Source organism: Actinomycetospora sp. CA-053990, from assembly GCF_050948445.1.
GTDB lineage: Bacteria > Actinomycetota > Actinomycetes > Mycobacteriales > Pseudonocardiaceae > Actinomycetospora > Actinomycetospora callitridis.
Genome location: NZ_CP192043.1, coordinates 2,876,003 through 2,889,362, shown reverse-complemented (window position 1 = coordinate 2,889,362; position 13,360 = coordinate 2,876,003). Strand labels below are relative to the sequence as shown.

The following is a 13,360-nucleotide window of genomic DNA, read 5'->3' as shown; positions in this document are numbered from 1 at the left end:
GAGCGGACGGGTAGCGTCGCCGCACCGTCTGCTCGGGGAGGACCTGTGATGGCGACCCGCGTCCTGCTGGTGGAGGACGACGAGCGTGTCCGCCAGGCCCTCGGGCTGGCCCTGGCCGACGAGGGCTACGACGTCGTCGAGACCGCCACCGGGGAGGAGGCGCTCGAGCTGGTCGACCCCGACCTCGACATCGTGCTCCTCGACCTCATGCTGCCCGGCATCGACGGGATCGAGGTGTGCTCGACACTGCGCTCACGCGGTGACCTGCCGATCATCATCGCCACCGCTCGGTCCGACACCGCCGACGTCATCGCCGGACTCGAGGCAGGCGCCGACGACTACGTCACCAAGCCGCTGGTCGCCGGAGAACTCGCCGCGCGCATCCGGGCACTGCTGCGACGGCGCCGCCCCACCTCCGGCGGGCCGTCCGAGGAGGACCAGGCCGGCCGGTGGCACCTCGGGGACCTCACGATCGATCCCGGTCGCGAGGCGGTCACGCGCGGCGAGACCCCGCTGCACCTGACACGGACGGAGTTCCGGTTGTTGCTGGAGCTGGCCTCGGCGGGTGGGAACGTGGTGACGCGGGAGCAGCTGCTGCAGCGGGTGTGGGGATACGACTACTTCGGTGACACCCGTCTACTCGACGTCCACGTGCGTCGCCTGCGACGCAAGATCGAGCCGGATCCCGACGACCCGGAGCTGGTGCTCACCGTGCGCGGCTCCGGATATCGCGCCGGGCCGTGAGCGACCAGCTGGCCCGACGTTGGCGCTCGGTGTCACTGCGCTGGCGCGTCGCCCTGGCCTTCGGACTCGTGACCACCGCGATCGCCGGACTGTTGTCGATCGTCACGTGGCAGTTGGCGTCGAGCTACATGCTCGAGCAGCGGGAGCGCGGGGCGACCAGCCAGGCCGTCGTCGACGCCCGGCTCGTCGCCGACAGCCTCCAGCGCGGCTCGGAGGACCTGCCCACCCTGCTCGTGGGGCTGACCGGCGAGACCGGGGCCGGCGTGCTCCTGCGGGCCGGCGGAGCATGGACCACTGCCGGGCGCCAGGTCGACGTGGACGACGTGCCCGTCGCCCTGCTCGCGGGGGCGCCTGCGCGCCAGCGCCTGGTTCTCGACGGTGCGCCGGTGCTGGCGGTCGCCCTCCCGGTCACCCCGGCCGGTGACCTGTTCGTCCTGCTCGTGCCGCTCACCGAGCTCGACCAGACACTGCGGTTCGTCTCCTCCGTCCTCGTCGCGGGAACGATCCTGGCGGGGCTGCTCGGGGTCCTGCTGGGCTGGTGGACCGCCCGACGGGCCCTGTTGCCGCTCACCGAGCTCACCGATGCGGCGGGCCGCATGGCCGAGGGCGATCTGACGGCACGGCTCCCCGACCGTCACGAGGCCGACCTCGCCCCGATCGCGACGCGCTTCAACGCCACCGCGGACGCCCTCGCCGAGCGGGTGCACCGTGACGCGCGGTTCGCAGGCGACGTCAGCCACGAGCTCCGGACCCCTTTGACCACGATGATCAACGCCGGCGAGGTCCTGCGCCGTCGCCGCGACGACATGCCCGACACCGCCCGGCGCGCGGTCGACCTCCTGACCGCGGATGTCCGGCGCTTCCACCACATGGTCGAGGACCTGCTGGAGATCTCCCGTGGGATCCAGACCCCCGACGAGGACGACGTCGAGTCGGTGGATCTCGCCGTGGTCGTCGAGAACGTGCCCGAATCGCTGGTCGAGGGCGGTGTGCTCGACATCGAGCGCCCCACACCGCTGGTGTCCGCCGACCGGCGGCGCCTCGACCGAGTCGTGGCGAACCTCTGCGAGAACGCGCGCCACCACGGCGGGGGCCTGGTGCGCCTCGGCGTCCGGCGCCGGGACGGGTGGGCCGTCATCGAGGTGGACGATGCGGGCCCCGGGGTCCGGGCCGAGCAGCGGGACCGCGTCTTCGAGCGCTTCACCCGCGGACCCCGAGCCGGACGCGACGGCGCCTACACCGGCGGCACCGGCCTGGGGCTCGCGCTGGTCGCCCAGCACGTCCGGGGTCACGGCGGTCGTGTCTGGGTCGAGGACCGGCCCGCAGGCGGGGCGCGCTTCGTGGTCGCCCTGCCCGAGGTGCCGTCATGAGACGCCGCACCGTCGCCCTCCTGGTGGCATTCGGCGCGGCCTCGGCCGTCAGCTGCGGGGTCGAGCCCCAGGACGCGCCGGAACCCCTGCCCGCCACGACCCCGGTGGTGCTGCCGCCCTCGGTCACCCGGGAACCCGGCCTCGATCCCCCGTCGACGACGCCCGCCTCGACCTCGCAGCCGACGAGCACCGTCGCACCGACGCCCTGAGCCGGCTCAGCCCGGAGCGCCGGTGGCGAGGGCTCGACACGACGGAACGGCCGCGGCCTGCGCCCCGAGCGACGGCGGCAGAGCCAGGTCGGGCAGCGAGACGGCACGGCCCGCGAGCACCAACCGCCCCCGGGCCTTCTGCAGGACGGCGAGCAGTGTGTCGTCGGCGACCTCAGGGACCGCGCGCAGGTCCTCGCGGAGCATCGCCATCTGCTCGGAGCGCTCACGCAGCAGCCCGACGACGGGCTCGGTCACCATCTGCCCCGCCTCGACGGGCGGCGGCCCGGCGCGGTTGATCCCGTCCGCGGCCGCGTCGAACGCGGCGATCCGGACATCGAGGTAGGCCGACATCTGCCCGCGCGAGGCGAGGAGGTCGTCCGGCCGGATCTCGGGCACGGGCTGCGCCGCGATCACGGCCGGTGTGAGCGCGGTGCACACCTCGGCGAGCCACGTCTCGGGCGTCGGGTTGCCGGACGGGTCCTCCGGGCCCAGCGGGCGGGGCTGCGGCGGGGCGGCCTCGACCCCGTTCGAGCAGGCGGTGAGGAGGCCCAGGGCCACGAGGAGCAGTGGGATCACGTAGCGGCGCACTCTCGAGGCGTGCCCCCGCCCGCGCGGCCGAATCGCTGTCTCGGGGCATCGTCAGGCGATCGTCAGCAGGTCACGGTCGCCTCGGGGAGCAGGACGTGATCACGTGGTTGCATGGCGAGACACGGCGGCGAGGAGCACGACCGTCCTGCCGTCGACCGGCCCGTCCTGCTCCTCCGTGGCGCCGTGGCCGTGGCCCTGGCGGGCCTGCTGGTCGCCGTGCTGATGGCACCGGTCGCCATCGGCGCCGGCACGCTCCTCGCGCGGGCGTCGACCGGCGTCGACGCCACGTCCACCGGCGTCGTCGACGACGGTGCCGACGCCGCCACGGTCGTGACGGACGCGGCCGGAGCACCGATCGCCCTGCTCTACCGCCGGTTCCGCCTGCCGGTCGGCGCGGAGCGCATCGCCGACACGATGCGAGCGGCGATCGTCGCGATCGAGGACCAGCGCTTCTACACCCACGACGGCGTCGACCCCCGGGGGGTGGCCCGCGCGATCGTGACCAACGCGGTGTCGGGGGCGCCGCTCGAGGGTCAGGGCGCGTCCACGATCACGATGCAGTACGTCAAGAACCAGCGCCTCTACGCCCTGGCCGACACCCCGGAGGAGCGCCGCGCCGCCACCGCCGACACCGTCGGACGCAAGCTCACCGAGGTCCGTCTCGCCCACCGGATCTCCGATCGGCTCACGAAGGACGAGATCCTCACCCGCTACCTCGACCTCGTCTACTTCGGGCGTGGCGCCTACGGGGTCGAGGCGGCGGCGCGCACCTGGTTCGGGACGAGCGCCGCGACGCTCACCGTGCCCCAGGCGGCCCTGCTGGCCGGGATGGTGCGCTCCCCCGGCGGCTACGACCCGATCGACCACCCCGAAGCGGCCCGCGACCGCCGCGACCAGGTGCTCACCGCGATGACCGAGGTCGGCTCGCTCACGCCTGACCGGGCCGCCACGGCACGCGCCGCGCCGCTCGGGGTGCGGCCCGACCCTCGCTGCCGGCCGAGGGGTGCGTCGGAGCGCGACCGGGCACCGGCTTCTTCTGCCGGGAGGTCGTCGAGCGCCTCGCCGCGTCCGGACTCGACCCCTCCAGGCTCGCCACCGGCGGGTACACGGTGCGCACGACGCTCGATCCCCGCGTCGCCGCGGAGGCGCGCGAGGCAGCGCTCGACGCGATCGATCCCGACCGGGAGGTCGCCGCCGTCGCGGCGGTCGTGGCGCCGGAGACCGACCGGCGCCCGGTGCTCGCCCTGGCCGCGAACCGCACCTACGGCAACGACGCCGCGGCCGGCGAGACGGCGCTGCCGCTCACCACCGCTCCCCTGCGCGGCGCCGGATCGGTCTACAAGATCTTCACCGTGGCCGCCGCCCTGGAGCGGGGCCTGGTGGAGCCCGACACCGAGCTCGACGTCCCCGAGCGCTACACCTCCCGCGTCTTCGACGACGCCGGCGACGACTACACCGTCGAGAACCTCGGCTCCCACGACGACGAGCTCACGCTGCGCCGAGCGCTCGCCGAATCACCCAACACCCCCTTCGTCGCCCTCACTGACCGCCTCGGCTCGGTCGACCCGGTCGTCGACGTGGCACGCCGTCTCGGGCTACGGACGACACTCGCTGCTCCCGGTCCCGACGGGCGACCGCTGGCCGAGCGCGTGCGCGAGACCGAGCAGGCCTCGTTCACCCTCGGACCCGATCCCACGAGCCCGCTGGACCTCGCGAACGTCGCCGCCACCATCGCCGCCGGCGGCATGTGGTGCCCCACCACGGTCGTCACCCGCGTGACCGACCGCCACGGTCGCGACGTCACCCCTCCGCTCCCTCCATGCGAGCGTGCGGTGTCCGCCGGGGTGGCCGGCGACCTGCGAACGGCGTTGTCGGACGGCAGCGTCGACGGGACTGCGTCCGGGGCCGCCGAGGACGCGGACTGGGACCGCCCGATGATCGGCAAGACGGGGACCACCCAGCGGTCGACGTCGGCGGCCTACGTCGGCGCCACCGACCGCTACGCCGGGGCGGTCATGACCTTCTCGACCGGGGCCCCGACGCCCGTTTGTGTCGATCCGGTCCGGACCTGCTCCGACGGGGACCTCACCGGCGGGTCCGTTCCGGCCGGGACGTGGTTCGACCTCATGGCGCCGCTGCACCGCAGCACCACGGACGCCGGGGCCGACACGCACCGCCCACCCGACGGCGAGGAGGATTGATCCACCCACCCCGAGGGAGACACGGATGTGAGGTTCCTCCGCCGACCCGGACGGCCGCCACGCGGACGCTTCCGACGCGTCCTCGCCTCCGCGTCGACACATCGGGTCCCGGCACTCGCGGGCGAGTCGGCGTTCTTCACCGCGCTGGCGGTCTTCCCCGCGCTGCTGACCGTCGTCGCGATCCTGCGCACGGGCGGGCCGGCGCTCGGGGCGGGAGCCGATGCGGCCGCGGCGGACGGGATGACCCGTCTGCTGCGGGCGGTGCTCACCACCCGCGGCAGTGCCGCCGCCGACGCTGCGGCGACGCTGTTGACCACCAGCACCACCGGGCTCCTCACCGTCGGCTCCCTCGCGGCGCTGGTCCTGCTGGTCCGGGCTCTCCGCTCGGTGCTGTACGCGCTGGCCACGATCGCCGGGCGTGCGCCCCGCTCGTGGCGCGCCGCGGTGGGACTCGCCGTGCTGCTCCTGCTGGGCGGCGCGACCGTCACGGCGGCGGCCGTGCAGGACCCGCTGCTGGTGCTCGACCTCCCCGCCGGGCACCTGCTGTGGCGTTTCCTGCGGTGGCCGGCCGTCGTCGTCGCCCTCCTCGGGTGGGCGGTGCTGGTGCTGCGGACCGGGATGCGGCCGGGGCGGCGGACCTGGCGCGTCACGGCGGTCGGCGCGATCGTCGCCGTCGGGGGCTGGCTCGCCGCCAGCGCCCTCTTCCCGCTCTACGTCTCGGTCGTCGGGCGGCTCACCGCAGGCCTCGGTGCCCTGGGAGGCGGTCTGATCCTGCTGGTATGGCTCTACCTGCTCACGCTCTCGCTCTACGTCGCCGCCGAGATCGTCCGGGAGCTGTCCGAGCCCGGCGACGCGGAACGCGGGCGGCGACGTGTCCCCGACTGACACGCCCCCGAGCGCACGACCCGCACCCCGATCCCTTCCTCCGTCGTCAGCCCACCGCAAGGGATCTCTGCGGCGAGGTTCACCTCGTCCGTGGTGATGTCGGTCGGAACGACTTCCCCGACGACGAGGACCTCCGGCGATGAGCCTGCTGCTCGGCAATCTGCGCGATCTCCTCGGCGAGCCGCCCGACGGTGGATGGACGTGCCCTCCCCCCGACACCCCTCCCGCCGGCGGACGCGCCCGGAGCCGTGACGTCGACGGGATCTCCTCCCGCCGGCGGCCGGCGGGTCCGACGGCGCGGCACGGCTCCTCACCCGACGGCCGGTGCTCGTGAGCACCCGCGGTCGCCGGCACGGCGGGAGCGATGACGAGCCACCCCCCTCACCGTCGTGCGGTGACGGTCCGCCCGACGGCGCTGCTGGTGGCGAGGGTGACGCCGCCGAGGACGGCGGCGGTCGCGACCGGGGCCTGTCGGCGTCGTAGCGCCTTCACGGCAATACCCGTCCACCGCGCCGCCCGGGTCGACAACGGCTGCGCCGTCGCCAGCACCAGCGTGGTCGTGGCCCGGAGCAACCCTCTGTTCTCCCGCATCGGCACGCCCCCTGTCGCTTGAATATCGAGTGACTCTACTTTCAAGCGACCGTAGGATGCGCGCCGTGCCCCGGCAACCGGCGAAGCGCCCGACCACGCCCGCGGGTCCGCGGGCCGACCTGCTCGCCTGGGCCGTGCACGACCTTGCTGTCGCGATCGCCGAGGCCGACGTCGCCATGAGCGCCGTCCTCGGGGTCACTCCCGGGGACTACCTGGCCGTCAAGCACGTTCTGCTGCGTCCTCATGAACTCGGTCCCACGGAACTGGGCCGCCTGCTGGGGATGTCCTCGGGCTCGGCGACAGCATTGGTCGACCGCCTGGTGGAAGCCGGCCACGTGACCCGTCACCCTCACGAACGGGACCGTCGACGGCGAGTCCTTGCCGTGTCCGAGGCGTCGCACCGGCGGGTGCTCCAGGAGCTGGACGAACGTGCTGCAGACGTCGAAGAGCTCGCCCAAGACCACAGCGCCTCAGAGCAAGAGGCGATCACGACGTTCATCCGGGCTCTGGCAGCACGTCACCGACGCCGGCCGACCTGAGCGACCACCGTCGTGATCCGTTGATCGAGCGCTCAGCACGCTCGAACGGACCGTCGCCCCAGGCACCGGACCCGACGTCGCCGAGCCACGGCGAGGCTCAGCCGTCCTCCGGCTCGTCCGACCGCTCCGGCTCCGCGCTCCCGGTGGCGGGTCCGCGTCACGCGCACGGGCGGCAGCCGGACGTCCCTCGTCGTCGTACTCCTCGTCGGGCAGCCCGACGTTGCGGTGGGCGCGCTGAGCCGCCCGTTCGTTCTCCTGGCTCATCACTCCTCCTCGACTGGTCGTGTCGTGCGGCTACTCGGTGCGGTTCACCGTGGTCGACCGGCCCCCGACCGACACCGGCACCTGGGAGAGCTCGGCGACGGTGGTCTCGCCGAGCGAGGGGTCGAGCTCCTCGTCGGCGTCGGCGAGTCCCGATCCCTCGGCCGGCTCCTCGAGGTCCGCGCCGTCCTCCTGGGCGTGCCTGCCGTTGCCCGTCGCGGTGAGCACGGACCCCGCGGGCCGCGCCGCCGCCCGCAGGCCGGGCATCGGGGAGGCCTCGGTCCGCATCCGGACGACGAACCGCTCGGTCGACAGCGCCTTGAGGAAGCCGACGCACATGGCGATGAGCACGAGGCAGAAAGGCAGGCCGGCGAGGATCGAGGCGGTCTGCAGGGCGCTGAGGGCGTCCGCCCCGCTCGCGGCGCCCGCCGCGAGCAGGACCGCTGCGATGACGCCCTCCATCACCGCCCAGAACAGGCGCTGCTGCCAGCGTGGGTTCGGGTCGCCGCCGTTGGTGAGGATGTCGACCACGAGCGACCCGGAGTCCGACGACGTGGCGAAGAAGAGCACCACGACGATGATCGCGACCGCGGAGGCGAGCACCGAGGCGATGGCCCCGACCGGGAGCTGTTGCAGCAGCACGAACATGCCGGTGTCGGTCGACGCCTCGGCCAGGGGGTTGGCGGGGTTCTGCTCCAGCAGGTTCAGCGCGCTCTCCCCGAAGATGGTCAGCCACACCATCGAGGCGCCGACCGGGGCGAACAGCGCACCGGCGATGAACGAGCGGATCGTGCGCCCGTAGGAGATCCGGGCCAGGAACATGCCGACGAACGGCGACCAGGAAATCCACCAGCCCCAGTAGAAGAGCGTCCAGCTCGCCTGCCACTCCTGGGCGGCCGGGTCGCCGGGGTAGGTCTGGAAGCTCTGCGCCGGCAGGTTCTGGAGGTAGTTGCCGACGTTGCTGACGGTCGTGTTGAGCAGGTCGCGGGTGGGCCCGAAGGCGAAGACGAACACCATCAGCGCGAACGCGAGCCACAGGTTGATCAGCGACAGGTTCCGGATGCCCTTGTCGATCCCGAGCATCACCGACGCGACCGCGATCGCGGTGATGCCCAGGATCAGCGTGATCTGCAGCGGCGTGCTGTTCGAGATGCCGAACAGGGTCTCCAGGCCGGCGCCGACCTGCTGGGCCCCGAGGCCCAGCGAGGTGGCCAGGCCGAACAGGGTGCCGAACACCGCGAGGACGTCGACCAGGAAGCCAGGCCAGCGATTGATGCGCTCACCCAGCAGTGGGTACAGCGCGGACGCCGGACGCAGCGGGAGGCCCTTGCGGAACGCGAAGTAGCCCAACGCCAGACCGAGCGCGATGTAGATCGCCCACGGGTGCAGGCCCCAGTGGAAGAAGGTCAGGAACATCGCGTTCTGCGCGGCCTCGGGTGTCCCCCCGGCACCCACGGGAGGCTCCTGGAAGTAGCTGACCGGCTCGCTCACCGCGTAGTACACGAGACCGATGCCCATGCCCGCGGTGAACAGCATCGCGAACCACGACATGGTCCCGTACTCGGGCTTCGAGTCCGCCGGACCGAGCCGGATGCGGCCGTAGCGCGACGCCATCAGCACAATGACGAAGATCAGGAACCCGCTGGCACTGAAGATGTAGAGCCAGCCGAAGTTCGTGACGATGAACGAGTTCACCGCACTCGCCGCCGTCGACAGCGAGGACGCCGACAGGACTCCCCAGAGCACGAGGGCGAGCGCGATCAGCGCCGAGGAGATGAACACCGGCGGGCTGGTGTGCTCGCGGAAATAGCGGATCAAGGAATGGATCCCTCCTCCGGCCGCGGGAAGCCGGTCACGGGTCGCCGGCGCCGGGCGGCGCCGGTGAGGGGCTGAGCAGGACGAGGGGGACGCCGTGCTCGGCGTCGGCGCCGAGGCGCTCGTAGGCTTCGGGCGAGCCGTCGATGTCGTGGCCCACCATCGCCATCAGCGCGGCCGCCGTCCGGGGGTGACGTCGGGCGTAGTCGGCGAGGCGGCGACCGGACTCCGCGGACGGCAGTGGGTCGGCCCACCCGTCACGGCGACGCCGCCCGACCTGGTAGCTGACCTCGGGATGGGCGAGGACGTTGCGGAACCACTGCGCCCTCGCGCCGTAGCCCGACGCCACCAGGTAGGAGCCCGGGGCCTCACCCCGTCCGACGACCTCGAGCACCACCTGTCGCGGACGTCCGGTCGTGCGCCCGACATGGGTCAGCAAGACGAAGCGACGTCCGAGAAGCGCCCCGAGGCCGCAGCGGTAGGCGAGGATCGGCGCCCGGACGAGGGCGCGGGACAGCCCTCGATGTGCCAGGCCGGCAGTCGGCATGCACTCCTCCTCGCTCGCTGTCCGGGAACGAGTGCACCCCCGGATCGTCCGCCTCGCCATCGGTCTCCGGGTGTCGTCAGGCGATCGCAAGGCGGTGAGCACTTACGGCACAGGGGTCGGATTCGTTGACACCAGGGGACGGTGCGCGGCCGGCGAGGGGGCGGCCGGCGCACCGTCCCCTCCGTTGCCACCCGTCACGAGGAGAGAACCGAGATGGACGACCACCGCGCCACCGATCGCCCCGGCGAGGTCGTGGGGAGGTCCTAGGCGTGCCGGGCTCCGCTCGACGCCGTGGCCCGTCGATCCTGCTCGGTGTGCTCGCCGCGGCCGTGCTGCTGGGGGTGAACCTGCCGCCCGCCTTCTCCTACGTCGCGCAGTGGCGCCACGACCGGCTGGTCAACAGCCTGCCGTACATGCAGCGGCACGGACGGTGGGACGTCGTCGACGTTCCTCCCGCGGACCGGGTCAACGCCATCCACGGCGCCCTGCTCCCGAGCGGCAAGGTGCTGCTGATCGCGGGCTCGGGGAACAAGGAGGACCTGTTCGCCACCAAGGCGCTCAAGAGCCTGCTCTACGACCCCCGCGACGGCTCGACGCGCATGATCCCGGTCCCCGACGACATGTTCTGCGGCGGCCAGACCCTGCTCCCCGACGGCCGGCTGCTCGTGGCCGGGGGCACCGCCCGCTACGAGAAGCTCTCCGGCGCGGTCACCCACGCCGCCGGCGCGATGCGGGTCAAGAACGAGAACCCGGACGTCGCCCGCTCCGTGCCCGCCGGCACCGAGTTCGTCTCCCCCGCCGGGCAGCGGTATCGCAGTGCGCGCGACGCCCTCGTGCCGCCGGCGGCCAAGTCGACCACCGGCGCGGGGGCGACCGTGACCGCGAGCGAGGTCACCGTGTTCGTGGAGGCCGTGGTGCCCGGACCCGCGGCACAGAATCCCGACCGGGAGCAGTACGCCATCGCGGGCCTGCCTCCCGAGCAGAGCCGCAACCTCTACGGCCTCGGCGCCCCGATGACGCTGGACAAGCAGGACTACCAGGGCACGGACAAGGCCTTCACGTTCGACCCGGTCACCGAGACCTGGTCGCGGGTCGGCGACATGGCGTTCGCCCGCTGGTATCCGACCCTCACCCCGATGGTCGACGGACGTGTGATGGCCACCTCCGGCCTCGACGGCGTCGGCGAGGTCCTCAACGGTCAGACCGAGATCTTCGACCCGGCCACGAACACCTGGACCGAGCGCAAGGACCTCACGCACTACTTCCCGACCTATCCCGGCCTGTTCACCACCGGTGCGCCCGACCGGATGTTCTACACCGGCACCACCGCCGGCTACGGGCCCGCCGACCAGGGCCGGGTCCCCGGGCTGTGGGACCTCGACGACAACGCCTTCGAGCCGGTACCGGGCCTGCGCGACCCGGACCTGCTCGAGACTTCCGGTGCGGCCTGGGTCGGGCCCGTGCAGGAGCAGCGGATGGCGGTCGTGGGCGGCGGCGGCATCGGTGAGAGCCCCCGCGCCACCGCCCGCATCGACCTCGTCGACCTCGACGACCCCTCGCCGCGCTTCATCCCGGGCCCGGAGCTGCCCGTGCCCACCCGCTACCCGAACCTCGTGACCCTGCCCGACGACTCCCTGCTCATCAGCAACGGCTCCGGCGACTACCGCGGCAAGGGCGCCTCCGACCACCTGCTCGCACGTATCTATCACCCCGGACCCGACGGCGGGACGCTCACCGTGGCCGCCGACCCCGAGGTGGGGCGGAACTACCACACCGAGGGGCTCCTGCTCCCCGACGGGCGCGTGCTCACGGCCGGCTCGGACCCGCTGTTCGACGACGAGAACAACACCGTGCCGGGCACCTTCGAGCAACGCGTCGAGATCTACTCGCCGCCCTACCTGTTCCAGGGGCCACGGCCCGAGATCGGCGAGGCCCCGGGCTCCGCCGAGCGCGGCGACACCCTCACCGTCACCACCCCCGACCCCGAGCGCATCGACCGCGCCCGACTGGTCCGGCTCGCGAGCTCGACCCACGTCAACAGCGTCGACCAACGCTCCGTCGCACTCGACCTACGCCGCACCGGCCCGAGGCTCGCGCTCGACATCCCGGCCTCGATCCAAACCGTCCCGACCGGCTTCTACCAGCTCTTCCTCGTCGACGACCGCGGCGTCCCCTCCACCGGGCGCATCCTCCGGGTCGGAGGGGCCAGCGCCGACCCGGCGGAATGACCACCGACCGCTCTCAACAGATCGCACGCCTGGCAGCCGGTCCAGCAGCCGGTGCAGGCCGCGAGGGCCCGACCGCATGTGCGGCCGAAGTCCCCCAGTGGCGGACGGACGGCCGCTCTTCCTGAAACGCGTGCGTCGAATTAGACTGGTGGTCGAACCACCGGTCAGGATGCGCGGAGGGCCTGATCATGAAGGTGCTCGTCGTGGGCGCGGGGATCGCGGGACCGACGCTGGCCTACTGGTTGTTGCGCGCCGGGCACGAACCCACGCTCGTCGAGCGCGCTCCCGAACTGCGGCGCGGCGGCCATCTCGTCGACTTCTGGGGTGCCGGCTTCGACGTCGCCGAGAGGATGGACATCGTCCCGGAGCTCCGGCGTCGGGGACATCGCTTCGCCGAGGCTCGTGCCGTCGGATCGAGCGGGCAGCGCATCGCGTCGTTCACACCGTCCGCGGTCATGGGCTCGGACGACCGCTATGTCAGCATCCGCCGGTCCGATCTCGCCGAGGTCATCTACGAAGCCCTCGACGGACGGGCCGAGACCATCCTCGGCGACACGGTCAGTGCGGTCGAGGACGACGGGAACCGCGTGCACGCGACCTTCGAGAGCGGGCTCCAGCGGGAGTTCGATCTTGTGGTCGGCGCGGACGGGCTGCACTCCCGGGTGCGCCGGCTGGCCTTCGGTCCCCAGCAGCAGTTCGAGAGATACCTCGGGATCGTGGTCGCCGCTTTCGACGTGACCGGGTATCGCCCGCGCGACGAACGGGTCGCCATGATGTACGCGGGCCTCGGATTCCAGGTCGTCCGGCTGTCGTTGCCGGACGACGTCACGATGTTCCTCATCACCCTCCGGCACGAGCGGGACGTTCGTGCGGACACCCTCGCCCAGCAGCAGAGGCTGCTCCGGGATCGGCTCTCGCGACGTGGGTGGGAGACCTCCGAGATGCTGGAGGTGATGTCGGATGCCAGAACGTTCTATTTCGACCGTGTGAGCCAAGTCCGCATGCCGACGTGGTCCCGTGGCCGGATCGGGCTCGTCGGCGACGCGGCGGCGTGCCCGTCGTTGCTGGCCGGGCAGGGCTCGGCGTTGGCGATGGTCGAGGCGTACGTGCTCGCGGCCGAGTTGGCCGGCTCGACCGGCGACCACGTCCAGGCGTTCGGCCGCTACGGCGCTCGGCTGGCGCCGCTGCTCCGTGCCAAGCAGGACGCCGCGCGGGGGCTGGGCCTGGCGTTCGCACCGAAGAGCCGGTTCCAACTTCTGGTCCGGAACACCGGGATGAAGCTGATGGGACTGCCATGGGTGACCGACCGGGTCATGGGCAAGAGCTTCCGGGATGCCGTCGAGCTCCCCGCCTCGGCCACGTTCCAGCCGTCGCCCTGAGCG

The 13,360-nt window shown here is 72.7% G+C and carries 12 protein-coding genes and 1 pseudogene; 9 read left to right on the top strand and 4 right to left on the bottom strand.

Annotation, left to right across the window (positions count from 1 at the left end; genetic code table 11):
* Positions 1-48 precede the first annotated feature (48 nt).
* Genes ACQPYN_RS14860 through ACQPYN_RS14850 form a run of 3 tightly spaced genes read left to right on the top strand, consistent with a single transcriptional unit; the run spans position 49 to position 2,323 of the window.
* Positions 49-744 (top strand): response regulator, encoded by a 696-nt coding sequence (locus tag ACQPYN_RS14860; RefSeq protein ID WP_433038129.1) that lies wholly within the window; start codon positions 49-51, stop codon positions 742-744.
* Positions 741-2,114: a sensor histidine kinase gene (locus tag ACQPYN_RS14855; protein ID WP_433038127.1), complete on the top strand. Its 1,374-nt coding sequence runs from the start codon at positions 741-743 to the stop codon at positions 2,112-2,114. The genes ACQPYN_RS14860 and ACQPYN_RS14855 overlap by 4 nt, the downstream gene beginning before the upstream one ends.
* Positions 2,111-2,323: a hypothetical protein gene (locus ACQPYN_RS14850; RefSeq protein WP_433038125.1), complete on the top strand. Its 213-nt coding sequence runs from the start codon at positions 2,111-2,113 to the stop codon at positions 2,321-2,323. Before ACQPYN_RS14855 ends, ACQPYN_RS14850 begins: the two co-directional genes overlap by 4 nt.
* A gap of 6 nt (positions 2,324-2,329) precedes the next feature.
* Here the strand turns inward: ACQPYN_RS14850 and ACQPYN_RS14845 are convergent, their stop codons facing one another.
* Positions 2,330-2,899 (bottom strand): hypothetical protein, encoded by a 570-nt coding sequence (locus ACQPYN_RS14845; RefSeq protein WP_433038123.1) that lies wholly within the window; start codon positions 2,897-2,899, stop codon positions 2,330-2,332.
* A 123-nt stretch (positions 2,900-3,022) separates the two neighbouring features.
* On the opposite strand from ACQPYN_RS14845, the pseudogene ACQPYN_RS14840 reads away from it, so the two are divergent.
* From ACQPYN_RS14840 to ACQPYN_RS14830, 3 genes and pseudogenes are all read left to right on the top strand, one after another.
* Positions 3,023-3,763: pseudogene (locus ACQPYN_RS14840) on the top strand (transglycosylase domain-containing protein); the annotation flags it as partial.
* A 257-nt stretch (positions 3,764-4,020) separates the two neighbouring features.
* Positions 4,021-5,112 carry a penicillin-binding transpeptidase domain-containing protein gene (locus ACQPYN_RS14835; protein WP_433038121.1) on the top strand — a complete coding sequence of 364 codons (1,092 nt, stop codon included), beginning with the start codon at positions 4,021-4,023 and terminating at the stop codon, positions 5,110-5,112.
* 27 nt (positions 5,113-5,139) lie between these two features.
* On the top strand, positions 5,140-5,997 hold the full coding sequence (locus ACQPYN_RS14830) for a YhjD/YihY/BrkB family envelope integrity protein (protein WP_433038119.1): 858 nt from the start codon (positions 5,140-5,142) through the stop codon (positions 5,995-5,997).
* Positions 5,998-6,378: 381 nt separating this feature from the next.
* On the opposite strand, the gene ACQPYN_RS14825 is transcribed toward ACQPYN_RS14830, so the two are convergent.
* Entirely contained in the window at positions 6,379-6,588 is a 210-nt protein-coding gene (locus tag ACQPYN_RS14825) for a hypothetical protein (protein ID WP_433038117.1), read from the bottom strand.
* Between the two features lie 65 nt (positions 6,589-6,653).
* Here ACQPYN_RS14825 and ACQPYN_RS14820 point away from each other — a divergent pair, with 65 nt between their 5' ends.
* Positions 6,654-7,127 (top strand): MarR family winged helix-turn-helix transcriptional regulator, encoded by a 474-nt coding sequence (locus ACQPYN_RS14820; RefSeq protein ID WP_433038115.1) that lies wholly within the window; start codon positions 6,654-6,656, stop codon positions 7,125-7,127.
* Between the two features lie 294 nt (positions 7,128-7,421).
* Here the strand turns inward: ACQPYN_RS14820 and ACQPYN_RS14815 are convergent, their stop codons facing one another.
* The gene (locus tag ACQPYN_RS14815) at positions 7,422-9,206 is read right to left on the bottom strand and encodes a BCCT family transporter (protein ID WP_433038113.1); all 1,785 of its coding nucleotides are present in this window, start codon (positions 9,204-9,206) and stop codon (positions 7,422-7,424) included.
* A gap of 34 nt (positions 9,207-9,240) precedes the next feature.
* Positions 9,241-9,750 carry a nitroreductase family deazaflavin-dependent oxidoreductase gene (locus ACQPYN_RS14810; protein WP_433038111.1) on the bottom strand — a complete coding sequence of 170 codons (510 nt, stop codon included), beginning with the start codon at positions 9,748-9,750 and terminating at the stop codon, positions 9,241-9,243.
* A 269-nt stretch (positions 9,751-10,019) separates the two neighbouring features.
* Between ACQPYN_RS14810 and ACQPYN_RS14805 the strand changes: the two genes are divergently transcribed.
* Positions 10,020-11,978: a galactose oxidase-like domain-containing protein gene (locus ACQPYN_RS14805; RefSeq protein ID WP_433038109.1), complete on the top strand. Its 1,959-nt coding sequence runs from the start codon at positions 10,020-10,022 to the stop codon at positions 11,976-11,978.
* 188 nt (positions 11,979-12,166) lie between these two features.
* On the top strand, positions 12,167-13,357 hold the full coding sequence (locus ACQPYN_RS14800) for an FAD-binding domain (RefSeq protein WP_433038107.1): 1,191 nt from the start codon (positions 12,167-12,169) through the stop codon (positions 13,355-13,357).
* Positions 13,358-13,360: the final 3 nt, after the last annotated feature.